The 21,603-nt window shown below is 69.1% G+C and carries 25 protein-coding genes; 7 read left to right on the forward strand and 18 right to left on the reverse strand.

Features of this window, described 5'->3' with window-relative positions; translation table 11 throughout:
- Positions 1–12 precede the first annotated feature (12 nt).
- Positions 13–1,053, forward strand: a complete 1,041-nt coding sequence (gene mgrA, locus OHA58_RS12520) for an L-glyceraldehyde 3-phosphate reductase (RefSeq protein ID WP_405478766.1) — start codon at positions 13–15, stop codon at positions 1,051–1,053.
- A 49-nt stretch (positions 1,054–1,102) separates the two neighbouring features.
- Here mgrA and OHA58_RS12525 read toward each other — a convergent pair whose 3' ends face one another.
- On the reverse strand, positions 1,103–1,654 hold the full coding sequence (locus OHA58_RS12525; protein ID WP_405478767.1) for a hypothetical protein: 552 nt from the start codon (positions 1,652–1,654) through the stop codon (positions 1,103–1,105).
- 337 nt (positions 1,655–1,991) lie between these two features.
- Here OHA58_RS12525 and OHA58_RS12530 point away from each other — a divergent pair, with 337 nt between their 5' ends.
- On the forward strand, positions 1,992–2,345 hold the full coding sequence (locus OHA58_RS12530; RefSeq protein ID WP_405478768.1) for a DUF192 domain-containing protein: 354 nt from the start codon (positions 1,992–1,994) through the stop codon (positions 2,343–2,345).
- Positions 2,346–2,727: 382 nt separating this feature from the next.
- On the opposite strand, the gene OHA58_RS12535 is transcribed toward OHA58_RS12530, so the two are convergent.
- Positions 2,728–3,516: a class I SAM-dependent methyltransferase gene (locus tag OHA58_RS12535; protein ID WP_405478769.1), complete on the reverse strand. Its 789-nt coding sequence runs from the start codon at positions 3,514–3,516 to the stop codon at positions 2,728–2,730.
- A gap of 99 nt (positions 3,517–3,615) precedes the next feature.
- On the opposite strand from OHA58_RS12535, the gene OHA58_RS12540 reads away from it, so the two are divergent.
- Together OHA58_RS12540 and OHA58_RS12545 are read left to right on the forward strand one after the other, a co-directional pair.
- Entirely contained in the window at positions 3,616–4,122 is a 507-nt protein-coding gene (locus tag OHA58_RS12540; protein WP_405478770.1) for a DinB family protein, read from the forward strand.
- A 307-nt stretch (positions 4,123–4,429) separates the two neighbouring features.
- Positions 4,430–5,731: a cytochrome P450 gene (locus OHA58_RS12545; protein ID WP_405484929.1), complete on the forward strand. Its 1,302-nt coding sequence runs from the start codon at positions 4,430–4,432 to the stop codon at positions 5,729–5,731.
- Positions 5,732–5,901: 170 nt separating this feature from the next.
- Here OHA58_RS12545 and OHA58_RS12550 read toward each other — a convergent pair whose 3' ends face one another.
- From OHA58_RS12550 to OHA58_RS12565, 4 genes are all read right to left on the reverse strand, one after another.
- Positions 5,902–6,228 carry a hypothetical protein gene (locus OHA58_RS12550; protein WP_405478771.1) on the reverse strand — a complete coding sequence of 109 codons (327 nt, stop codon included), beginning with the start codon at positions 6,226–6,228 and terminating at the stop codon, positions 5,902–5,904.
- A 10-nt stretch (positions 6,229–6,238) separates the two neighbouring features.
- The gene (locus tag OHA58_RS12555; RefSeq protein ID WP_405478772.1) at positions 6,239–6,706 is read right to left on the reverse strand and encodes a hypothetical protein; all 468 of its coding nucleotides are present in this window, start codon (positions 6,704–6,706) and stop codon (positions 6,239–6,241) included.
- A 793-nt stretch (positions 6,707–7,499) separates the two neighbouring features.
- The gene (locus tag OHA58_RS12560; RefSeq protein ID WP_405478773.1) at positions 7,500–7,805 is read right to left on the reverse strand and encodes a hypothetical protein; all 306 of its coding nucleotides are present in this window, start codon (positions 7,803–7,805) and stop codon (positions 7,500–7,502) included.
- Between the two features lie 68 nt (positions 7,806–7,873).
- Positions 7,874–8,155: a hypothetical protein gene (locus OHA58_RS12565; RefSeq protein WP_405478774.1), complete on the reverse strand. Its 282-nt coding sequence runs from the start codon at positions 8,153–8,155 to the stop codon at positions 7,874–7,876.
- Between the two features lie 160 nt (positions 8,156–8,315).
- Here OHA58_RS12565 and OHA58_RS12570 point away from each other — a divergent pair, with 160 nt between their 5' ends.
- Positions 8,316–8,603 carry a GntR family transcriptional regulator gene (locus OHA58_RS12570; RefSeq protein WP_405478775.1) on the forward strand — a complete coding sequence of 96 codons (288 nt, stop codon included), beginning with the start codon at positions 8,316–8,318 and terminating at the stop codon, positions 8,601–8,603.
- 201 nt (positions 8,604–8,804) lie between these two features.
- Complete coding sequence (locus tag OHA58_RS12575; protein WP_405478776.1) at positions 8,805–9,503, forward strand: DUF2690 domain-containing protein; 699 nt, start codon at positions 8,805–8,807, stop codon at positions 9,501–9,503.
- A gap of 17 nt (positions 9,504–9,520) precedes the next feature.
- On the opposite strand, the gene OHA58_RS12580 is transcribed toward OHA58_RS12575, so the two are convergent.
- The 12 genes from OHA58_RS12580 to OHA58_RS12635 all read right to left on the reverse strand — a co-directional run bounded on the left by OHA58_RS12580 (position 9,521) and on the right by OHA58_RS12635 (position 20,305).
- Positions 9,521–10,162 (reverse strand): OmpA family protein, encoded by a 642-nt coding sequence (locus OHA58_RS12580; RefSeq protein WP_405478777.1) that lies wholly within the window; start codon positions 10,160–10,162, stop codon positions 9,521–9,523.
- Between the two features lie 3 nt (positions 10,163–10,165).
- The gene (locus tag OHA58_RS12585) at positions 10,166–10,756 is read right to left on the reverse strand and encodes a hypothetical protein (RefSeq protein WP_405478778.1); all 591 of its coding nucleotides are present in this window, start codon (positions 10,754–10,756) and stop codon (positions 10,166–10,168) included.
- A gap of 26 nt (positions 10,757–10,782) precedes the next feature.
- Positions 10,783–11,391 (reverse strand): pilus assembly protein TadG-related protein, encoded by a 609-nt coding sequence (locus tag OHA58_RS12590; protein ID WP_328543620.1) that lies wholly within the window; start codon positions 11,389–11,391, stop codon positions 10,783–10,785.
- Positions 11,388–11,585 carry a hypothetical protein gene (locus tag OHA58_RS12595; protein ID WP_227300544.1) on the reverse strand — a complete coding sequence of 66 codons (198 nt, stop codon included), beginning with the start codon at positions 11,583–11,585 and terminating at the stop codon, positions 11,388–11,390. The genes OHA58_RS12590 and OHA58_RS12595 overlap by 4 nt, the downstream gene beginning before the upstream one ends.
- A gap of 171 nt (positions 11,586–11,756) precedes the next feature.
- Positions 11,757–12,515 carry a hypothetical protein gene (locus tag OHA58_RS12600; RefSeq protein WP_405478779.1) on the reverse strand — a complete coding sequence of 253 codons (759 nt, stop codon included), beginning with the start codon at positions 12,513–12,515 and terminating at the stop codon, positions 11,757–11,759.
- A gap of 481 nt (positions 12,516–12,996) precedes the next feature.
- Positions 12,997–13,899, reverse strand: a complete 903-nt coding sequence (locus OHA58_RS12605; RefSeq protein WP_405478780.1) for a DUF5936 domain-containing protein — start codon at positions 13,897–13,899, stop codon at positions 12,997–12,999.
- A 1-nt stretch (position 13,900) separates the two neighbouring features.
- A complete protein-coding gene (locus tag OHA58_RS12610; protein WP_405478781.1) occupies positions 13,901–14,848 on the reverse strand; it encodes a type II secretion system F family protein in 948 nt (315 codons plus the stop codon).
- Positions 14,849–14,921: 73 nt separating this feature from the next.
- Positions 14,922–16,259 (reverse strand): CpaF family protein, encoded by a 1,338-nt coding sequence (locus OHA58_RS12615; RefSeq protein ID WP_100598199.1) that lies wholly within the window; start codon positions 16,257–16,259, stop codon positions 14,922–14,924.
- A gap of 8 nt (positions 16,260–16,267) precedes the next feature.
- The gene (locus tag OHA58_RS12620; RefSeq protein WP_405484932.1) at positions 16,268–16,705 is read right to left on the reverse strand and encodes a TadE/TadG family type IV pilus assembly protein; all 438 of its coding nucleotides are present in this window, start codon (positions 16,703–16,705) and stop codon (positions 16,268–16,270) included.
- A 125-nt stretch (positions 16,706–16,830) separates the two neighbouring features.
- Complete coding sequence (locus tag OHA58_RS12625) at positions 16,831–18,423, reverse strand: CpaE family protein (RefSeq protein ID WP_405478782.1); 1,593 nt, start codon at positions 18,421–18,423, stop codon at positions 16,831–16,833.
- A 121-nt stretch (positions 18,424–18,544) separates the two neighbouring features.
- Entirely contained in the window at positions 18,545–19,255 is a 711-nt protein-coding gene (gene cpaB, locus OHA58_RS12630; RefSeq protein WP_100598201.1) for a Flp pilus assembly protein CpaB, read from the reverse strand.
- Between the two features lie 45 nt (positions 19,256–19,300).
- Complete coding sequence (locus OHA58_RS12635) at positions 19,301–20,305, reverse strand: hypothetical protein (RefSeq protein WP_405478783.1); 1,005 nt, start codon at positions 20,303–20,305, stop codon at positions 19,301–19,303.
- 223 nt (positions 20,306–20,528) lie between these two features.
- Here OHA58_RS12635 and OHA58_RS12640 point away from each other — a divergent pair, with 223 nt between their 5' ends.
- On the forward strand, positions 20,529–21,536 hold the full coding sequence (locus OHA58_RS12640; protein WP_405478784.1) for a chitinase: 1,008 nt from the start codon (positions 20,529–20,531) through the stop codon (positions 21,534–21,536).
- The last annotated feature ends 67 nt before the right edge of the window (positions 21,537–21,603 follow it).

Genomic DNA, 21,603 nt, shown 5'->3' on the forward strand with positions numbered 1-21,603 from the left:
AGTTTCGTCCCCATGAACGACACGTCTTCGTACCGCGCCGCCGCGGACCGCTACGACTCGATGGAGTACCGGCGCACCGGCCGCAGCGGTCTCAAGCTGCCCGCGATCTCGCTCGGCCTGTGGCACAACTTCGGTGACGACCGCACCCTCGACTCGCAGCGGGAGATCCTCCGCCGCGCTTTTGACATCGGTGTCACCCACTTCGACCTGGCGAACAACTACGGGCCGCCCCCCGGCTCCGCCGAGCTGAACTTCGGCAAGATGTTCGCCCAGGACTTCGCCCCGTACCGGGATGAGCTGGTCATTTCGACCAAGGCGGGCTATCTCATGCACCCGGGCCCGTACGGGGAGTGGGGCAGCCGCAAGTACCTGCTGTCGTCCCTCGACGCGTCCCTGTCACGGATGGGCCTCGACTACGTCGACATCTTCTACTCCCACCGCTTCGACCCGGACACCCCGCTCGAGGAGACGATGGGCGCGCTCGCGTCCGCCGTGCAGCAGGGCAAGGCGCTGTACGTGGGTGTGTCCTCGTACAACAGCGAGCAGACCGCCGAGGCGGCGCGCCTGCTGAAGGAGATGGGTGTCCCGGCGCTCATCCACCAGCCCTCGTACTCGATGATCAACCGCTGGACCGAGGACGACGGCCTGCTCGACACGCTGGAGACGGCCGGCATGGGCTGCATCTCCTTCGTGCCGCTCGCGCAGGGCCTGCTCACGGACAAGTACCTGAAGGGCATCCCGGAGGGGTCGCGCGCCACGCAGGGCAAGTCCCTCGACCCGGGCCTCGCGGGCGACTCCGAGGTGATCCGCCGGCTGAACGGTCTGAACGACATCGCTCAGCGCCGCGGCCAGTCCCTCGCGCAGCTCGCGCTCAACTGGGTGCTGCGGGACGAGCGGATGACGTCGGCCCTGATCGGCGCCTCCAGCGTCCGGCAGCTCGAGGAGAACGTGGCGGCGCTGGCGGGCCCGAAGCTCACCGACGAAGAGCTGTCCGAAATCGACTCGTTCGCGGTGTCGACCCCGGGCACGAACATCTGGGCCGGACGGAGCTGACGCCTCCCGTTCCGTTCCGAGGGCCGCGGCCCTCGCGCCAGGACACTCCCTAGGCGCCGGGGGTACGCGGCCTGCGGAACCACGCGCCCGTGCTCGCCTGGCTGAGCAGGACGACCATGACGACCGCTCCGACCAGCGCGATGGGCCCGCCGATGTTGCCGCGCATCGTTCCGCTCAGGCCGAGCAGGATCTGCACGCTCGCGATGACGATCGACGTGACGCGCAGCCCACGTCCCGCCCTCCCGTAGAAGCAGGCGAGGACCAGCAGCACGACGCCGAAGATGTTCCCGCCGAACGCGGCGCCGGCGCCCCGCGCCCCCTCCGTCACGCCGACGGCCACGGCGGCGAGGAGGGCGAGGCCGACCATCACGTACGTGGTCGTCCGGGCGGCACGGAGCGAGGACGGCATGCTCAGGGGCGGCGCGGGGGTGAACTGCGGGTTCATCCCGTACGGTCCGGGCGCGTTGCAGGGGCCGGGGATGTAGGGGCTGGGGATGTAGGGGCCAGGGATGTAGGGGCCGGGAGTAGTGCCGTGCTGACCCGGGCCGCGGTACGGGCTGGGAGCGGTGGGCGGCGCCTGGTGCGGATAGTCGTTCGGCATGCCGGGGACTCTATTCGCGGCGCCGGAACCCGGGGGGCGCACGCGCGCGGCCCGGTCGGAGACAAAAAACGGGCCGGTCCGTGGGGGGGAGACGGACCGGCCCGAGGGGGGGTTTCCACCATAACCCTTCGTAAGTGATGGTGGGTGCATCGGCGTGCCACAACTACTCTCCGAAGTCGCCCGACGACGGCTGGAGGTCTGTTTCCGGCCGCTTCGGGCGGGGTTTCGCAACGGTTTTCCCGGCTTGCGGCCCGGGCGGGGGCGTCCCCCTCACGGAGTAGTCGTGCGACGAACGCGCGCTTGACGCCACAGCGGCCCGGAGGTTGGCTGCGCACCCATGGCGACCTTCACCGTGCCGGGACTCAAGGCCGAACTTCCCCTGGAAATAGCAGAGTCGGGGCCTGCGCGGCGGCGCGGGCTGCTCGGCCGGGACGGGGTGAACGGCGCGCTGCTGCTGACGGCGTCGTCGAGCGTCCACACCCTGGGGATGCGCTTCGTGGTGGATGTCGCGTACCTGGACCGGCGGGGCACGGTGCTCGCCGTGCGGACGATGCGGCCGGGGCGGATCGGACTCCCCCGGTTGCGCGCCCGGCGTGTCCTGGAGGCCGAGGCGGGGGCGATGGCGCGGTGGGGCGTGCGGCGGGGGGTGCGGGTGACGATTCAGGGGGGCGGTGACCACGAGAGCGGGTGACGGCCGGGCGGTGACGGCGTCTCGCGTCTCGCGTCTCGCGTCTCGCGTCTCGCGTCTCGCGTCTCGCGTCTCGCGTCTCGCGTCTCGCGTCTCGCGTCTCGCGTCTCGCGGGAGGGTCCGGTGATCGCGGGATGTCCGGTGACCGTAGAGCGGGAGATCCGGTGACCGTAGATGGGGGGAAAGGCACGCGGCACCGCGCAGCCCCCTCCACTGCACGGTGCCGCCGCGCAGCTTTGCTCACGCGAATTGCCTTGGTCTGAACCTACGTGACGGTGACACGTGTAGCGAGCCATTGTCGATAACGATGCGGAATCGGTTGGACGGCGGGCCTTTCGGAAGATGCCCGGCGAACTCCTCCCGCTTGCACACCAATTGCCCTGAATCACCCGGCGATCGGCTTGCGGGCCTCGATCAGGTGGCGGGTGCTGTGGGCGACGAACGGCCCTTCCTTCGCGATCCGTTCATGCAGCTCAAGGAGTCGCGGCCGGTACGCATCGACGGTGAAGCCCGGAACCATCCAGATCACCTTGCGCAAGAAGTGCACGACGGCGCCGATGTCGTAGAACTCCATGCGCAGGCGCTCGGCGCGCAGGTCGACGACTTCGAGGCCGGCGGCCTCGGCCTCGGCGCGCTCACCCTCCGGGTCACGGCCGTTCCTGACCTCTTCCGGCTGCGGGCCGAGGAAGAACTCGACGACCTCGAAGACGCTGCTCGGGCCGACGTGCTGCGCGAAGTACGTACCGCCGGGCGTCAGCACCCGGGCGATCCCGGCGAACGGGGCCTTCACCGGGTGGCGGCTGGTCACCAGGTCGAACGTGCCGTCGGCGAACGGCAGCGGCGCGCCCTCCGGCGAGGCGACGACCACGACGCCGCGCGGGGCGAGCAGCGCGGAGGCCTTGGCGACATTGGGCGGCCAGCCCTCGGTGGCGGCGATCAGCGGGGGCAGCTTCGGGGCGGAGGCGAGTACCTCCCCGCCGCCGGTCTGGAGGTCGAGCCCGGCCGAGGCCCGGCCCATCCGCTCGCCCATGGCACGCGCGTACCCCCAGGAGGGGCGCTCCTCGGTGGCCCGGCCCTCGAACCACGAGAAGTCCCAGCCCTCGACGGGGGCGGCGGCCGCCTCCGTGACGAGCTCGTCGAAGGGGCGGCCGGCGCGGGTGGGGGGTGTGCTCATGGGGCCATGTTCACAGTGGCGTTCCCGCGACGGCACGTGCTTTTTGTACCGACCGCGCGGGAGGGTGCGTTGTCGGCGGGCGCTGTTACGTTCCCCGGCATGGGAATCCACGTGCCCTACACCGGGGGCGAGAAGGAAAGTCTGCTGGCGGCGCTCGACCGGCACCGCGACGTCGTGCTCTGGAAGCTGGAGGGGCTCGACGAGGAGCAGGTGCGGCGGCCGATGTCGCCGTCGGGGAACAGTCTCCTCGGCCTGGTCAAGCATCTGGCGTCGGTCGAGTACGGCTGGTTCTGCACGACATTCGGACGGCAGGTGGAGCCGCTGTGGTTCGACGCGGAGACGGACGAGGACCTGCGGGTGGGCCCCGAGGAGTCCACGGAGAGCATCACCGCGTTCTACGGCCGGGCGCGGGCCGCCGCCGACGCCGTGATCGCCGAGGTCGGACTCGAGGAGACCGGCACGTCGTGGGACGGCAGGAAGGTGTCGATGCGGTGGGTGCTCATCCACATGCTGGAGGAAACGGCCCGGCACGCGGGCCACATCGACATCCTGCGGGAGCTGATCGACGGCGCGGCGGGGGATCACCAGGGGACGTCGCGGGCGTGACGGCTCCGGTCTCCGCTTTCTCACCGGTCTCTCACCGAACTCCCGCACGGTTCCCAGACCGATCCGCTGAAGTAGGGGCAGGGGCGGTAACCGCCCGCCCCTGCCTCGGCCTACGGGGGTTCTCCACGTACCCTGGGCGGATCCGCTCCGGGCACCGCTGCCCGACACAGGTAACGGCACAGTCCGTCCCGCGCCGAAATGCGAGCACATGTCCGATCGTTCCATTCGCTCCGTTCGTTCCGCCCGTTCAGCGATAGCGGCCCGTTCCGCACGTCCAGCGGAAGCGGCTCGTTCCGCACGCTCGGCGATAGCGGCCCGTTCCGCACGATCCTCGATAGCGGCCTGGCTCACCCGCCTCTACTTCGCCCGGCTCCGGAAGAAGGGCGGCCTCGACCTCTCCGTCCTCTCGAAGCTGCCCGACGCGGCGCTCCTTCCGCTGCGCCGCGAGGGCCTCGACCCGGTGGCCGAGATCGGCGAGCTCCGCGACCGGGAGCCGGTCAGCAGGCTGCCCATCCCCGGCATGACGGTCTGGCTGGTCACCGGCTACGACGAGGCGAAGGCGGTACTCGGCCACGGGTCCGCCTTCAGCAACGACTTCCGGAACCTGGTCGGCAACACCGGTGTCACCGACGACCAGAACCCGGGTGGACTCGGCTTCACCGACCCTCCGGACCACACCCGGCTGCGGAAGATGCTGACGCCGGAGTTCACGATGCGCCGGCTCTCCCGGCTCACGCCCCGTATCCACGCCATCGTCGAGGAGCGTCTCGCCGACCTCGCGAAGGCGGCGGACGGCGACGGCACGGTGGACCTCGTCGAGCACTTCGCGATGCCGGTGCCGGCGCTGGTGATCTGTGAACTGCTCGGCGTTCCTTACGAGGACCGGGACGACTTCCAGCAGTTCTCCGTAGCGCGCTTCGACGTGTTCGGCGGCGCGGGCGCGTCGTTCAGCGCCGTGTCGCAGTCCCTCGACTACCTGCGCGGGATCGTCGCCGAGCAGCGCCGCAACCCCGGCGACGGCCTCCTCGGCATGCTCGTACGCGAATACGGCGACTCCATCACGGACGAGGAGCTCACGGGCCTCGCCGACGGCGTCCTCACCGGCGGCCTGGAGACCACCGCGAGCATGCTGGCGCTCGGCACGCTCATCCTGCTCCAGAACCCCGAGCACTTCGCCGCGCTGCGCGACGCGGAGGACCCGGAGGCCGTCGCCGCGCCCTTCGTCGACGAGTTGCTGCGCCATCTGACCGTCGTCCAGACCGCGTTCCCGCGCTTCGCGCGCGAGGACGTCGAGATCGGCGGGGTCCAGATATCCGGCGGCGACATAGTCCTCGTCTCCCTCAGCGCGGCCGACCGCGACGCGCGCCTCGGCGAGGACATGGACCACTTCGACCCGTCCCGCCAGGTCACCGGCTCCCACCTCGCGTTCGGTTACGGCATCCACCGCTGCATCGGCGCCGAACTCGGCAAGATGGAGCTGCGCGCGGCCTTCCCCCAACTGGTCCGCCGCTTCCCGGAGTTGAAGCTCGCCACCCCTCCTGAGGAACTGGCCTTCCGCAAGCTGTCGATCGTGTACGGGGTGGACTCGCTGCCGGTCTACGTGGCCTGAAACGCGGTCCAGCCCCAGCACGCCACTGTGCTTCCTATGGCAGTCGTACGACGGCAAGCCGGCCTGAAGTCCGCGCACCCTCGCGCCCTGACTGGAGCGTCCCCGCCCGGACAGCCGGACGGGGACGCTGTCGTGCTCGCCGCGCTACGTGCAGCGGTGCTCAGATCGCGCTACTTGATGCGTTCACCCAGCCTGGCCAACTGCCGTTCCGAGTCCTTCATGTGCCACCACTCGAACAAGCGGATGCGGAAGGCTGATGCCACGCTCCGGACCAGGTGATGAGGCGGCTGACCGTCGAAGATGGCCATCTCCGAACTATCGGATTCAAGGCGCACCCGCCAGCGTTGCCCGTAGGCCGTCAGCTCTAGCTCGACCGTGAAACGCCGTCCATGCTCCACCACGCGAAAGCCGGCCACGTCGAGTTCCGCGCTCCCGTCGTCCAACCGCCCCATCAAATGTGGGACGAGAAGGTCACGAACACCTTCTGCTGATGGCATGGGAGTTCTCCTAGCAAGCGGACGAAGCAAGGCTGGCCGGCTTGTACGCGGTCACGACCCCCTGCGGCTTGATGCGGGGATCCCGTCCGTAAGGCCCGGGGTTCGTCACGACCTTGAACAGCGTCCGAGGCGGGCAGCCGGTGAACTTGCGTTCATATGTGCGCTCCCCGGGTTGGTCGACTGTGATGGTACCGCTCCAGATAGTCGTGTTGATCTTCTTGCTGAAGTTGCCACTCCAGCGGCCGCGCTTCACCAAGTGCTTGTAGCCCCACGTCGACGTGCCACAGCGCAGCGGCACCACCGCGGGGCCGCGGTAGTACTTCTTCACGATGGTCTTGGCAGGCTTCCCCGTACAGGCATTAGCTGCAACGCCCGCGATGGTCTCCGGGCCGGACGATGCGGCGGCCGGCTCGACGGCCAGCGGCAGCGCGAAGCATATTGCGGCAAAACTGATGGCAATAGTGTTTGCGAATTTCAATGAGTTCCCCCTATGCGGTCGTTACTGCATGCACATGCCTATCAGCAGCAAGTCGGACAACGGGGGTTGAGGTGCACCTCTGACTTAAAAGTGATCACGAGTTGACCGGCGCGTCACCAAGCGCCAGATCCTTGACTTCGTGGCTCAAGTAAAGGCATGTAAATTTCCGCTCAGGTCAAGCGCATTCCTGGGGTGACGACTGTGAGGCTGTCTAGCGTGGAACAGGTCAAAGAACTTACTCAGATCGTCTTGCGCGACCTGCACGTGGGCCTCCCGGCCAGTGATCCAGTCGCGACGTACAAGCCCGTCGGACACCGAGAATCACGTAGAGGTCTTGGTTCAGGATCAGACGGGCATGGGTGTCGGCTTCCAGGTAGACGCCTCGCAGGCGAAGCAAGCGATTCTGCGTGACCTTGCCGATAAAATCCCAGACGCCTTCGTTGAGCTATTCACTGTTGGACTGCCTGTTGTTCCTGGTACGCAGCGGCCTGCTGTCCCGGAAATCGTCAGTGGCGTCGCTGTCTGGGGGGACCCGGGAGGAACCTCCAACTGGTTCTGCGCGGTGGGCGAATATCAATAGGGCAGATCAGGCGCCCCCAGGTGCGCCGCGTCCGGCTGTGTGAACTGGTCGGCGCCTTCGCGATCAGGCTCCGTCGAGGTGGCCACCTCCCCAGGTCGGTTTCAAAGTCGTGGTGATCCATGCGACCAACCGAGTTCTGTGCGGAACACTTCCAAACGCATTGTGCAGGCCGAGACAGGCGGGGCCGAGACGTTCCCCGGCCCCGCCGGCAGATCAGTTGGCTTCTGCCGTCCGACACTGCCCGCACCGGCACGGCGGGTACGCAGACGAACGCGCGGGCTGGCCCTCAACCGAGCCGACGAGCACCCTCACCTCTTCTCGGTCGCCGACGACCTCACCGCCTGCTCTCATCCGGTAGACGCGGAGGGTGAGCCGAGAGCGTCGCGGTGGAAGCTCCAACTCGACTCCCCCACCGAGGAGTTCCAGCTCGTCGACGAGAGGTGGCGGGTAGTGGGCGGCGCACTCCTGGCAGGCGTAGACGTTGAAGCCGGGGCCGGTCGCCGCGTGCACCTCATGCACCAGGACAGGTTCACCTGTGACGCATTGGCAGCGAGCACACATACGCACCGCCGGGCGGCGAGGGGCGGTCATCGGACGCCTCCATGGATGAGGTGCGGGTGCGGGCCTACGTCGATGCCGGGCGTGGCGAGGTAGACAGCGCGGCGGCGTTCCCGTTGGCGGCGGCGTTCGTCGGGCGTCAGGACGTAGGGGCGTACGAGCGCGGACGCGGCGCCGTCGAGACGTTCGGTGTGGCGGGGTGGAGGTGGGGCGAGCGACGAGGTGCGGATGCCGAGGCGGTGGCGGCCTCGGGGTGGTGGGGTGCACAGCCACAGCACCCAGGCAAGAAATCGAACGGTAAGGTCCAGCATGCCGACGCTCCTATCGCAGCGTTGGCCATGCCCCCGGACCGGTTCCAGCGGTCGCGGGGGTCCTCCATGTCCCGACGCCAACTTAGCTCGCCTTGTATCGCTACGTATAGAGACGTATCTCAATGACAGAGGTGTTACCTCTACGAGTAGCTTCTCGATCATGAACTTCCCACCGGATGCTGAAATCGATCACGAGGGGCCGGTTACGCCGTACCGCCAGCTCGCGGGAATCCTCCGCGCCCGCATCGAGCGTGGCGACTGGCAGCCGAACCGAGCGATCTCGAGCGAGACCCAGCTCGTGCAGCAGTATGGGCTCGCGCGCACCACCGTCCGGCGCGCAATCGCTGTACTCATAGAGGAAGGGCTCGTCTTCACCGTGCCGCAGCGGGGAACCTATGTCTCCCCGGCGGCGCAACCAGCAGACCCGGCCGCAGCGGCCGAAGACTGAGCAGCAGAACACTGGCCTTCCGCAAGCTGTCGATCGCGTACGGGGTGAATTCGCTGCCGGTGTACGCGGATTGAGCCCTGTGCGGGCGGATTGAGCCACGTTCCGGCCGGCCCCCGGGTTCGCGGTAAACAGCGGGCCGCTCGGGGAACACTCAGGCTCTCAGTGATTTGAGCACGTCAATTGAGAGTGTGGTGGTTGACCATGAGTGAAGGCGGGACCACGCCGTTACCGGGCATGCCCGACGACGGACCCCGGACGGGCGGCGGAAATGCCACGACACCGCCGGGTGCACCGCCGGTACCGGCCGTGCCGCGTGCCGGGCAGCGGCTTCGCGCCTGGATCGGCGCGCACGGGTCGGGGTCACTGATCGGCGGGGTCGTCGTGGCTGTCATCGGCGCGATCACGACGGTCGCCCTCACCGCGCTGCTGGACGGCGACAGCGACGATTCCGGGCGCGCCTCGCCGAGCGCGTCCCGGTCGTCGTCCCCTGGCGTCCAGGCCGAGAGCACGCCGAGTTGTTCCGGACGTACCTGCGTGGGCCTCGACCCCAAGACGGCTCGCTGCGACGCAGGCGCGGTGACTTTGCGGGACGAGGGCCGGAGCACGATGCTCCTGGAGATCCGTTACAGCCCGAGATGCGACGCCGTCTGGGCCAAGCTGACGGGGGCCGCACCGGGCGACACGGTGACGATCAGCACGACGCCGTCACGACGGCAGTCCGCCTCGGTCCACACGGGCAAAACCCAGTACACGTCAATGCTCGCCGTGGAGAACGACTTCAGCGCGCAGGCTACGGCGGTCTCTGTGAAGGGCGACACCGAACGGGAGATCCCGAAGGGGTACGAATTGCGCGTCGGCGCGACCGGGACCGACCTGCCTTCCCCTTCTCCTTCCCCTTGAGGCCCAGCTGGATTCCGTCACCTTTGGTCGGCCGAGCCCCTCGGGAACGACACCTCGACCCTCCGGTTCTTCTTCCGGCCCTCTTCGCTGCTGTTGTCCGCGATCGGGTAGTCCTCGCTGTAGCCGCGCACCGCGAACGTGATGTCCTGGTCCTGCGAACCGAGTGCTGACGCGAGTTGCTCGTGCACGGCCTCCGCCCGCTTCTTCGAGAGCGTCAGCCCGTGTGCGTACGACCCGAGGTCGTCCGTGAAGCCGAAGACGCGGACGTTCGTGGCGTTCTGCGCCTTGATCTCGTCGGCGATGGCCTGGATCCGGGACCTGGCGCCCGGATTGAGCTTGGAACTGTCCTTCGGGAACAGCACCTCCGCCTGGAGCGCGAACTTCACGTCCTGATTGGTGTCCTCGCGCCGCTCGTCGCCGGACAGGTCCTCGACGACGGACTTGATGTCGAGCACCTTGGCCGGCGCGAGCGTGGCGCCGTCGGCGAGCTTCAGCCCGGGGCTGTTGGAGTCGACGTCCGGGGGTGGGGAGGTGGTGGTACTCCCGGGCGGAGCGCCTGACGGCTCCGGATCATCGGCGTAGGCGCTGCCGCCGAGGCTTCCGCTGAGAGTGATCAGGGCGACGGTGGTGAGGGCGGCGAGGCGCCGGGTGAGGGGCATGGGTCACTCGCCCTCGGAGATTTCCAGGGGGGCGGGGGGCATGGCGCCGACTTGGAAGCTCACCTTTGTGGTGCCTTCCGGAGGCGCGGGGAACTGGGCGAACCAGGTGGCACTCTCCCCGGACCTGAGTCGGCTGAATTTCGTGCAGAGGCAGCGGCCGTTGGTGTCCCGCAGAACGAGGTACTTCTTCTTGCCCTGCTCGTCCACGAGACTCGCCCCGGACAATGACCCTCCGTTGGCTGCGAGTTCGCGTTCGTCGCTCTGCCAATCGGCTCCTAGCCACGAGCCGGATCCATCGTTGCGCACAGTTCCCGAGACGGTCACAAACCCGCCCTGGTCCCGTGTCGCGGAGTTGATGGCGACGGAGACATCGCCGTCCTTACTCTCCGCCAGGACTTTGTCCGTGGACGGGGCCGGCGAGGCGTCCTGCTTATCGTCACTCCCCTTTCCCGCGGGGGCGGACGACGAGGATTCGGTCTTGGGACCACCGTTGTCATCACTGCCGCCGCAGCCGGCCACCGTAAGGACCAGCCCTGAAGTGATCGCCGCCGCAGCCAGTGCCCGGCGGGTCGTCATGGTGCGCCGAAAATTCATTGCCGCGGCTTCCCTCTCGTGATGTGTCAGTCGGCCAGGTGTACGGAGAAGAGGACGGAGGGATCGGGCAGATCGCCCACCTCGAAGTCATCCGGGTCGAAATCGAAGGAATCGCCACCGTCGCAGTCGAATTCCACGACCTTTGCCGGATCGGCGGACGGAGCCACGTCGCAGCGCGGTTCGATGACAGCAGTGGCCTCGGCCGTCGCGTGCTTCGACTCCGTGCCGGGAATGACGGAATCGCCGACCGTGCCATTGGACTGCACCTTCGCCCAGTAGCCCGGATAGCCGTTCACCTCGGACGGTCCGAATCCGACGACTCGGGCATCGTTACCCGCAGCAAGGTTGTCCGCCGCGCCGCGGGCCCCGTCCCCGGTGAACTTGTCACCCGCGAGCCAGTCCAGCCAGTCGTCTCCCGTGCCGATGGCCTTCCCCAATCCGGTCATCAATTCGTCCCTGGAGTCCTGGGCAGCCGCCAAAGCGGCGGCATCCGCGGCCGATTGGGCGCCGTTGCGCGCGGAGGCTGCCTGGGCGAATGCGAAGAACGCGAAGGCGGCGAAGAGCAGGATCGCCGTGAGCCAGATATAGATGGGCAGAGTCTGACCGCGATCACCGGAGAGCCGCGCGATGGTCAGCCGCCGCCGATTACCCGGTCGACCGCGTCGCCGATCGCCCCGGAGATCAACCCGTCCAGTCCCAACTGGTCGATCAACGTAAAGATCCCCGCAATCAAAATCATCAACCCCGCATACTCCACGAACCCCGCCCCGGAATCCCGTTCCCTCCCGCGGACGCGGTCCCCCACCGTCACGGTCCACTTCACCCACACCCCGAGTACGCGTTCCTTCAGCACGGTTTCCCCTTCGCTCCCGCACGACTTCGCCGCCCCAAACCTCCCGGGCACCATACGCAACGTACGGGAACTGCAACCCTCTGTGCCGTGTTTCGCACATTAACGGTGCACGCTTGACCGGAAGTTGGTCGCTTCCTGTCATGCCCCTCACCGCCCGTCGTACGCCACCACGACCCCACCCAGGTCGCGGGCGGCCTTCGCGCCGAGGGTGGTGTCGCAGAGGTTGACGGTCCAGTTCCCCGCGGTGACCAGCTCGGCGGGGACGCCGCGGTACTTGATCGCCTCGCGGAGGGCGGCATCGCGGCGGGCGTGGGACGGGTGCAGGGTCAGGACCGCACAGTTGGAGTCCCCCGAACCCAGCTTTCCGGTCTCGCACTTGATGCTTCCGGTGCTGGTCGTCTCCGGTTGGAAGCAGCCCACCGACGCGGCCAGGTCGTCCGCCAGGGCGTCCACCTTCTGATACGTCGGCCTTGAAGGGATGTCCGGGAGCGGGTACTTGGGGGTCTTCGACCCCTTGCCCTTCGCGTCCAGGACCACCGCGTTCAGTGCCTTCGCGATCGCCAGGGCGGACGGCGGGTCCATGACGCGGATGTACCAGTTCCCCGCCGCGACCAGCGTCTGCGCATACGCTCCCGTGCGCCGGGACTCGATCGACGTACCGATCTCGCGCTTCGACACGACGTCGGGGTCGAAGACCGAGATCTCGTTCTCGACCTTCACCCCGTCGACCGTCGCGACGCAGTCCGCCGTGGAGCTGCCGTCGTAGTCCCGGCTGCGCACGGTCTCGCAGTCGAGGCCGGCCTTTTCCATCGCGGTTACGAGATCGGCCGCCGTCGCGAACCGCGGCCCCTTGGGCACATTGCCCGGGATGGGCACGCTCTCCGCCCGGTGTTGCTGCGGCGCCATCGGACCGGTGCAGGCGCTGAGTGCGAGAAGCCCGATCCCGGCAGTGAGCGATACGTCAGAGAGCGATACGCGGACTCCTCGCATCGAGCTCTTCGTCCACCCCATCGTCAGGCCGCCCATCGACGTCGCCACCTCCCCCCGGAGACCGGTGCACCATTCGCAAGTGCCAACTAAACGCTCCGGTCACTGTAGCCAGTCGATGCGCCACACAGCAGCCGTTCACCCTCGCTGCTTCAACTGGGGCGCGAATCCGGCACGCCCGCGTGGATCGATTGGGCAACGACCAGCTGTGGTCCTGCGTGCCGCCAGCCGTCGCACGGCGGCCTGGGCAGCGCACACAGTCTCGAACGCTCCGGTTTCGGCCGACCGGAATGAGTCGGGAGTGCCGTCGTCCGCCACGTCCGAGCCAGTCAAACAGGGCTGCTGCCAGGTACCTGAGGGCCAAACTGTCGAGCAGTTCTGACGCCTCAGCGCTCGGCTTTCAACGTCCCAGAATCGAACCGAAGTTGGACCCGGAGCCGAGGAACATGCCCGTCGCGATCAGGATCATCGTGGCCGGGAGCATGAAGACGAGGGTGACCATCGTGGCCTTCGGAATCGTCTTCGCGGCCCGGCGACGGGAGTTCTGGGCGTCGGTGCGCCGCATGTCCGTGGCGATCTGGATGAGGGTCTCCGCGATGGGCGAGCCGAGTTCCTCGCCCTGCTGGAGCGCGGAGACGAACTGGGCGACCTGTTCCGACGCGTTGCGCCGACGTAGCTCGTCGAAGGCCTGGCGGCGGCTGACGCCCATGTCCATTTGCCGGAGCGTAATGCGCAACTCGTCGGCCCACGGCCCCTCGTACTTCTCGGCGACCCGGTCGAGCGCCTGCCGGAAGCCGAGGCCCGCGCTGACGACGACGGCGAGTACGTCGAGGAAGTCGGGGAGCGTGCGGTCGATGACCTCTTTGCGCTCGCGTGTGGCCTGCCAGATCAGGCCGTCCGCGGCGAGGAGGCCGAACGCGAGGGTGAGGGCGGCGAACAGGGTCTGGCCGTTGGTGAGGAAGACCAGGCCGAGGACGACGCCGAAGATCCCGTAGACCGCGCGGCGCGCGGCGTAGCGGTCGATGGTGAGGCCGCCCGGGTTCCCCGCCATGTCGATCCTGCGGCGTTTCGAGGCGACGCGGCGGGGACCCATGGCCCGAAGAACGAGGGGGGCGAAGCGCATGCCCAGGCGGTCGACCGCTGACCCGGCGGCGGACACGCGCGTGGCGCCGACTTCGAGGGCGATGGCCAGGTCGCCGGGGAGCTTGGCCTCGGCGCGGTACATGCGGATGCCCAGGAAGATCCCGAGGACGGCGAGGCCCATCGCGAGGGCGAGCAGGAGGCCAACGATTCCCGTACTCATCTCAGACCTCGATCTTCCCGAGCCGGCGGATCACGAAGAACCCGATCCCGTACAGGCCGAGCGAGAGAAGGATCAGTGCCTGGCCGACCGGCGATCCCGTCACTCTGGCCAGCGCGCCCTCGTTCGACGAGTTGATCAGGAGCAGCGAGCCGAGACCGAGGAGCGGCACGGTGAACGCGGTCGCGTTGACCTCGGAGAGCATCGTGCGGATCTCGCGCCGGGTCTCCTTGCGGTCCTCCAGGGTCTGGGTGAGGTTCCGCAGCGACGACACGACCGAGCCGCCCGCCTTGTTGGCGAGGACGAGGGTCGTGACCAGGACGACGAGTTCGCGCGACGGGAGGCGTTCCGCGAGCTCGCCGAGGGTGTCGTCGATGGTGCGGCCGAGCGCGAGCTGGTCGGCGACCATGGACAGCTCCTCGCCCGCGGGCGCCTCCAGCTCCTCCGCGGCCATCGCGAGGGACGTACGCAGGGCGAGCCCGGCGGCGGTGGCGTTGGCCAAAAGGCGTGCCACGTCCGGGAGTTGGTTGATGAACGCCTCGATGCGTTTCTGCCGCTGCCAGTTGAGGAAGATCACCGCGCTCCACACGCCGACCAGCCCCGCGATCGGCCCGAAGAAGGGCGCGAGGGCGGCCGACGCGATCAGCCAGAGGGCGACGACCACGGCGAGTACGTACGTGAAGAACTCCCCCGCGGTCAGATCCAGCCCCGTCGCGGACAGGCGCAGATGGATGGCGCGGCCGAGCCGGGTGCGGCGCAGCCTGCGGTCGACGGTGGCGAAGCGGCGTACGCGACCGGCACCGCCGTGCGGGCCGGCGCCCGACAGGCCGTCGAGCCGGTCGACGAGGGCCTGGCGCTGCGCGCGCCCGGACGCGTACGCATGGAGGCCGGCGACGGCGAGTGCGCAGGTCAGGATGGTGGCGCCGAGGGCGATGAGGGTGGGGTCACTCATGATCCGCCACCCTCGACGGCGGGTCGCTCGGTCGTCATCCGATGGCCACCCTCTCCGACGGGTCGCTCGGTCCTCATCCGATGGCCTCCCTCGTGTTGCGTCCGTCGATGCCGTCCAGCACGCCGAACGCCGGTGGGATCGGCTCGTTCGCGACGTACAGGCGCTCGGCCACGCGGCGCGGCAGCGGCAGATGCTCGAAGGTGCCGCGCACACGGTGGTCGTGGCCGAGCGGGTGCGGCACGAAGCGGGAGACCGTCGAGATCCTGAACTGTTCGCGGCCGTGCGAGACCAGCAGGGCGATCTCGGTGACCTTGCGCGAGCCGTCGGCGTGCCGGGTGAGCTGGACGAGGACGTCGACGGCCGAGTTGATCTGGTCCTTGAGCGCCTCGAACGGGATCTGCACCTCGGACATGGACCCGAGGGTCTGCAGGCGCATGAGGGCGTCCTCGGCGGCGTTCGCGTGGACGGTGGCGAGCGAGCCGTCGTGGCCGGTCGACATGGCCTGGAGCATGTCGAGGGTCTCGCCGCCTCGGACCTCGCCGACGATGATGCGGTCGGGGCGCATGCGCAGGGAGTTGCGGACGAGGTCGCGGATGGTGATCTGGCCCTTGCCCTCGACGTTCGGGGGCCGCGATTCGAGGCGGATCACATGGTCCTGCTGGAGCTGGAGTTCCGCCGAGTCCTCGATGGTGATGATGCGCTCGTGGGGCGGGATGAGGCCGGAGAGCGCGTTGAGGAGGGTGGTCTTCCCGGAACCCGTACCGCCGCTCACGATGACGTTGAAGCGGGCTCGGACGAACGCGGACAGCAGCATCAGCATCTGCTCGTCCAGCGAGCCGAGGCCGATCAGCTCGGGCAGGGTGTAGGCGCGCGGGAAGCGGCGGATCGTGAGGGTGGCGCCGGTGAGGGACAGCGGCGGGATGATCACGTTGACGCGCTCGCCGGTGGGCAGGCGGGCGTCGACCATCGGGTTCGACTCGTCGACGCGCCGGTTCACCGTGGAGACGATGCGCTCGATGGTCTGCATGAGCTGTTCCTGCGAGGCGAAGCGCAGGGGGAGCTGCTCCACGCGCCCGGCGCGCTCCACGAAGATCGCGTCCGGGCCGTTGACCATGATCTCGGTGATGGACGCGTCGGCGAGAAGGGGTTCCAGTACGCCGAGGCCGAGCGCCTCGTCGACGACGCGGCGGACCAGCTGGCTGCGTTCGGAGGAGGAGAGGACCGGGCCCTCGCGGCTGATGATGTGGCCGAGGACGCGTTCGAGACGGATCCGCCGGTCGGCCGCCGCGAGCGACGACATCTCGGCGAGGTCGATCTCCTCCAGGAGCTTCGCGCGGTAGACGGCGACGAGGCCGTCGTCGCGGGAAGGGCCGGGCTCCTCGCGGACCGTCACCCTTGATCGCAGGCTCATGTTCCGGCTCAACCCCCTTCCGGGTCACGGTCGTTCGGCATGGTGGCGGTGCGCCGCACGTCCCACTGTTCGTCCAGGAACGGGACGAGGACCGGGACGTGCACGGTGACGGTGGCGGTGGTCGTGTCGCCGCCTCCGCCTCCGGCGTCGATGTCCGCGTCGAGCCAGCCGCTCATCGCGGCCTGCCCGGCGCCGGTGCCGTCGCCGCCCTGCGACTGCACGCGGGCGGCGGCCCTGGCGCCGGAACCTGCCTGGTTCGCGCTGTAGCCGACGAGGCCGAGCTGGATGGCGGCCATGCCGATGAGGAGGAGGAAGGGCAGGAACCCGGCGAACTCGAGGATGGAGACGCCTCGGTCGTCGGCGCGCAGGCTGCGGCGGGGGCCGTGTTCCGCCCGCGGGCGCCGGGCGTCGTCGCGTCCCGTCTGCGAGTGCCGGGCGCCTTCGATTCCCGTCCGCGAGTACCGGGCGCCGTCGATTCCCGTCCGCGGGCCCCGCGCACCTTCGATTCCCGTCCGAGCCCGCCGCCCGTGCCTGCGCCGGAGACGGCCCCTGGCACCCGGGAGCCGCCGCCTCACGGCGTGACCCCCTGGTCGTCCTCCCTCGCGGCGCCCGCCTCGCCCTTGACGGTCCACCCGGCGTCGATCCCGGGGAAGAACACCGGCACCTCGAGCTGCACGGTCGCCTTCATCACCGATCCGTCGGGTCCACAGGTGATGGCGGCGCCCTGCCACGCCCCGGGCAGATTCCTCTCGCCCGCGGTCTGGCACGCGCCCGCCGTGTCGCCGCTCCCGGCCTCGGCGGAGGTCGCGGCCCTGGCCGCCTCGTCCGCCGCGTTCCCGGCGAGCGAGTACGTGTACCCGTACAGGACGCACTGCCACAGCAGGCCCATCACCACGAGCAGCAGCGGGAACATGCCCGCGAACTCCAGGGTGACCGCGCCCTTGTCGCCGCGGCGGCGGGCGCGGCGGCCGGATTCCTGCGCGGCGGCGTCGACCAGGCCGAGCTCGCCCGCGAGCCCCCACAGCGCCTGCTTCACCGTCGACCGGCTGTCGAGGTCCTGCATACGGCCCGCGTCGACCGCGCCCTGGAGCTCCTTGAACCCGGCGGGCACGCTGGCTCGCGCGACCCGGGTGCCCGTCACGCGCTCCACCAGGGACGCGGTGATCTCGGATCCGCGCGCGTGCCGGTTGATGACGGTGACGGTCTCCTCGGCCTTACGGATCTGGAGGCGGTCCCACATACGGATCATGCGCTTCGCGGCGCGTACGGCGACGACGTCGGGGGTGACCAACAGGACTGCCTGGTCGGCGAGTTCGACGGCCGCCGCGTTCGCGGAACCCATCTGCGTACCGCAGTCGATGACCACGAGGTCGTAGCGGCTGCGCAGCGCCTGGACCACTTGGCGGGCAACGCGGTCGGTGACCTCCTCGCCGCGCTCGCCGTCGGACGGCGCGAGCAGGAGGCCGAGGCCGGTCTCGTGGGTGAAGACGGCGTCCTGGAGGACGCGCGGGGTGATGTCGCGGATGGCGGCGAGGTCGGCGACGGAGCGGCGGAACTGGACGTCGAGGTACGACGCGACGTCACCGGACTGAAGGTCGAGGTCGAGGAGCGCGACCGAGCGGCCCGACGCCTGGGCGGCGAGGGCGAGTTGGACGGCGGTGACGGTGGTGCCCACGCCGCCCTTCGCGCCGGTGACGGTGATGACGCGGCCGCCGGACGTGCCGGCCGTGATCGCCAGCTCGCCGCCGGTGCCGAGGTGCCTGCGCATGCCGCCGGACCAGGACGCGGCGGCCTGTACGCGCTCGGCGAGCGCGTCGTACCCGAGGGGGAACCCGACGATGCCGCGCGCGCCCGAGTCCATCGCGGCGGTGAGCAGGGCGGGGCTGGTGTCGGCGGTGGCGAGGACGACGCCGACGGCCGGGAAGCGCAGGACGAGGTCCCGGATCAGTTCGAGGGCGGGCACGGGCCCGATCCGCTCGTGGACGAGGACGACCTCGGGCAGTTCGTCGAGCGACTCGGCGGCGAGCCGGGCGAGGGTGTCGAGGAGGGCGGTGGAGTCGGCGACGGGCGGCGCGGGCTCGGCGTCGGGCAGCTGCCCGAGCAGCGTGACCAGGGACCGGGCGGCGTCCAGGTCTCCCACCGCGGGAAGAATACGGATGCTCACAGTGCGGCTCGCCTCCTCTCTGAGTCTATTTGTCTGCTTTGCTGGTCTGCTTGCCGTTGGACTACTTCTCGTTGGTCTGCTTGTCGCTGGGTTACCTGTCGCCGGACTACTTGTCGCTGGACTACTTGTCCTCGTCGAGGGTGTACGAGCGGTCGCCCGGCGGGACGGCCGCGTCGCTGCCGGCGGCGACGAGGGCGAGCCGGACGTGGGTCGCGAACGACTCCGCGTACGCGACGCGCTGCGCGTCGGCGGGGTCGAGGGCGAAGGTGATCGGCACGGCCTCGCCCTGCCGGCGCCGGCCGTTGTCGCCGCCCTGTTCGTCGATGGGCGTGAGCTTGCCGACGTCCATGACCTCCGCGTTCTCGACGATGACCTTGGACTGGTCCTTGGCCTTCTCGTTGGCGGCCTTGAAGGTGGCGTAGATGTTGACCTTCGACCCGGGCGTGATCTTCCCGGCAACGCCGGTCTCGGCGTCGATCATGATGGCGATCTCCTGCTGTCCGTCCCTGAGCTGGGGCCGGGCGACGATCATGTCGGTCTGGAGCAGGGACCCCTTCTTCAGCGTCGTGACGGCGATCTTGCCGCGGATCTGACTGAGGCTGGTCACGGCGGTCTTCGACAGCCACCGCTCCGGCATCTCGACCTTCTCGAACCGGTCGGCGGTCAGCTCCTTGTACGGCGCGACATCGTCCTTCAGCCGGTACGCCGCGACTTCCGGGCCCACCTTCGAGTTCACGTCACGGATCACCGAGAGCACCCCGGCGAAGGCGCCGACGGCACACAGGGCCGAGATGACCAGCAGGATGACGCCGCGACGCTGACGTGAGTTCATGGACCGGACTACCTCGTGGGGATCTCGTCGGGGATCACGCGGGGATCAGGGGCGGGCGGCGGGTGGCAGGGCGGCGCGGGCCGGGCCGATGACGGGGGCCAGTGCAGTAGCGGCAGCGAGGCCGGTGGCGGGTGCGAGAGCGCTGCCGCGGCCGTGTCCGCCCGGTGGTTTCGCGGCCGGGGCGGGCGGATCGGCGAGCGGAGCGGCGCAGAAGCCGCAGCGGTCACCGATGAGTTCGAGTCCGCACCAGTGGCACGCCTCGCGCCGGACGGACGAGACGAGCTGGTAGAGCACGGAGATGTCGGGGATGGCGGCCGCAAACTCGGCGAGCTTTCCCGGATTTCCGGGCTTCCCGGTGGCCCACCAGCGCCCGGATTCGGCGGGCAGCCTGGTCTCGACGGCGCCCTGCACCTGCCAGGCGGGCGCGAGCGTGCCGGTGATCCAGTCGGTGGGCTGCTGCCCGGCGGCGTAATACATACGGGTACCGAAGGCGGGTCCGCTCAGCCGGGGCGGCTCGGGTCCGGTGAGCCGTACGAGTTCGGGCTGCGGGGTGGCGAGTACGGCGAACTGGGCGCCCGGCACCCACGACTTGGCGTGCGAGGTGAGGCTGACGGGGACGCGGTCGAGCCGGGCGACGGAGCCGAGCACGGCACCGGCGTAGATGTAGTGGGCGAGGAGCCGCGCGGCGGAGGCGAGCACGCCGGGGCTGAAGTCGCACATGGTCAACTGCCGCAGCTGGAGCACGAGTACGGCGAGCCCGAGCGGCGGGAGCTCCGGCCGCAGGATGGCGATCCGGTCACTTTCCAGCACGGAACGCACGGCGTGCAGCCGGTGAACGACCAGGTCCGGTACGGAAGCCGGGCACAGGGCGATCACATAGCCGTGGTGCTCGATCAGGGTGTGCATCTCGACGATCGCGCGATCGAGGTCGTACGGCTCCGCCCTGCCGCCCCTGTCCTCGGCGGAGTGGAGCACGGCGGCGGACGGCGTATGCCGGTCGGCCGCGGCGAGGACCAGGTCAGGGCTGGTCACGGCTATCGCGGTCGGCACGCTCGCACACCCCCCGGTCTCTGTGCACTCCTGTCTCAGCACCATATCCGCGCATTGCCCGCTCAACACCCAACTTCCCGGTGTTCACCGGGAGGTTGCCCAGGCGGCCGACGCGGCTCGGCCAGGAACCAGTAATTCCAGAGGTCTTGACAACCCAAATGGTCTGGACCAGTTTGTAGAACCGGCAACTGCCCCTCCCCCCACATCTGAACCGGAGGCAGCAATGGCACGCGCGACGACAAAATCAGCACGGAAGCGTTCATTCCTAGCGGCGGCGCTGACCACCCTGGCCCTGGCCCTCACCGGCACGGCGACGGCCACCGCGGACCCCGCCGGGGCGGACGCGGCACCCCCGGCCCACGCCGTCACCGGCTACTGGCAGAACTTCAACAACGGCGCGACGGTCCAGAAGCTCAGTGACGTACCGGGCGACTACGACATCATCGCGGTGGCGTTCGCCGACGCGACGACGACGCCCGGCGCGGTCGACTTCACGCTCGACTCGGCGGGCCTCGGCGGCTACACGGAGGACGCGTTCAAGGCGGGCATCAAGGCGAAGCAGGCTGCCGGCAAGTCGGTCGTCATCTCGATCGGCGGCCAGAACGGCACCGTATCCATCAATGACTCGAATTCCGCGACGAACTTCGCGAACTCGGTCTACTCACTGATGCAGGAATACGGCTTCAACGGCGTCGACATCGACCTCGAGAACGGCCTGAATTCGACGTACATGTCGCAGGCACTGAAGTCCCTTGCCGCAAAGGCGGGTTCGGACTTCGTCCTGACGATGGCCCCGCAGACGATAGACATGCAGTCGACGTCGGCCGAGTACTTCAAGACCGCATTGGCCGTGAAGGACATCCTGACGGTCGTCAACATGCAGTACTACAACAGCGGTTCGATGCTCGGCTGCGACGGCAAGGTCTACAGCCAGGGCTCGGTCGACTTCCTGACCGCGCTCGCCTGCATCCAGCTGGAGGGTGGCCTGGCCCCGTCCCAGGTAGGCCTGGGAGTCCCGGCCTCCACCAGCGCGGCGGGCAGCGGATACGTGTCCCCGTCCGTGGTCAACGCGGCCCTGGACTGCCTGACGAAGGGCACGAACTGCGGCTCCTTCAAACCGTCGAAGACCTACCCCGGCCTGCGCGGCGCGATGACGTGGTCGACGAACTGGGACGCGTCGACGGGCAACGGCTGGTCATCGACGGTGGGCCCGCACGTACACGGCCTCTGACCCCTGACCCCTGACCCTCAACGCCCGGAATCCCCCCTCAAAATCCGCAGCGCCGCCGCTCCCCCGG

The sequence above is a fragment of the Streptomyces sp. NBC_00009 genome (genome assembly GCF_045040855.1).
Taxonomy (GTDB): domain Bacteria; phylum Actinomycetota; class Actinomycetes; order Streptomycetales; family Streptomycetaceae; genus Streptomyces; species Streptomyces aureus.

Bases quoted from the DNA above. Each gene is read 5' to 3' on its own strand.
- OHA58_RS12575 (WP_405478776.1), top strand. From the start codon at position 8,805: ATGAGTGAAGGCGGGACCACGCCGTTACCGGGCATGCCCGACGACGGA.
- OHA58_RS12525 (WP_405478767.1), bottom strand. From the start codon at position 1,654: ATGCCGAACGACTATCCGCACCAGGCGCCGCCCACCGCTCCCAGCCCG.
- OHA58_RS12530 (WP_405478768.1), top strand. From the start codon at position 1,992: ATGGCGACCTTCACCGTGCCGGGACTCAAGGCCGAACTTCCCCTGGAA.
- OHA58_RS12640 (WP_405478784.1), top strand. From the start codon at position 20,529: ATGGCACGCGCGACGACAAAATCAGCACGGAAGCGTTCATTCCTAGCG.
- OHA58_RS12600 (WP_405478779.1), bottom strand. From the start codon at position 12,515: ATGGCGCCGCAGCAACACCGGGCGGAGAGCGTGCCCATCCCGGGCAAT.
- OHA58_RS12550 (WP_405478771.1), bottom strand. From the start codon at position 6,228: ATGCCATCAGCAGAAGGTGTTCGTGACCTTCTCGTCCCACATTTGATG.
- cpaB (WP_100598201.1), bottom strand. From the start codon at position 19,255: ATGAACTCACGTCAGCGTCGCGGCGTCATCCTGCTGGTCATCTCGGCC.
- OHA58_RS12565 (WP_405478774.1), bottom strand. From the start codon at position 8,155: ATGCTGGACCTTACCGTTCGATTTCTTGCCTGGGTGCTGTGGCTGTGC.
- OHA58_RS12615 (WP_100598199.1), bottom strand. From the start codon at position 16,259: ATGAGCCTGCGATCAAGGGTGACGGTCCGCGAGGAGCCCGGCCCTTCC.
- OHA58_RS12540 (WP_405478770.1), top strand. From the start codon at position 3,616: ATGGGAATCCACGTGCCCTACACCGGGGGCGAGAAGGAAAGTCTGCTG.
- OHA58_RS12585 (WP_405478778.1), bottom strand. From the start codon at position 10,756: ATGAATTTTCGGCGCACCATGACGACCCGCCGGGCACTGGCTGCGGCG.
- mgrA (WP_405478766.1), top strand. From the start codon at position 13: ATGAACGACACGTCTTCGTACCGCGCCGCCGCGGACCGCTACGACTCG.
- OHA58_RS12535 (WP_405478769.1), bottom strand. From the start codon at position 3,516: ATGAGCACACCCCCCACCCGCGCCGGCCGCCCCTTCGACGAGCTCGTC.
- OHA58_RS12580 (WP_405478777.1), bottom strand. From the start codon at position 10,162: ATGCCCCTCACCCGGCGCCTCGCCGCCCTCACCACCGTCGCCCTGATC.
- OHA58_RS12610 (WP_405478781.1), bottom strand. From the start codon at position 14,848: ATGAGTGACCCCACCCTCATCGCCCTCGGCGCCACCATCCTGACCTGC.
- OHA58_RS12570 (WP_405478775.1), top strand. From the start codon at position 8,316: ATGAACTTCCCACCGGATGCTGAAATCGATCACGAGGGGCCGGTTACG.
- OHA58_RS12605 (WP_405478780.1), bottom strand. From the start codon at position 13,899: ATGAGTACGGGAATCGTTGGCCTCCTGCTCGCCCTCGCGATGGGCCTC.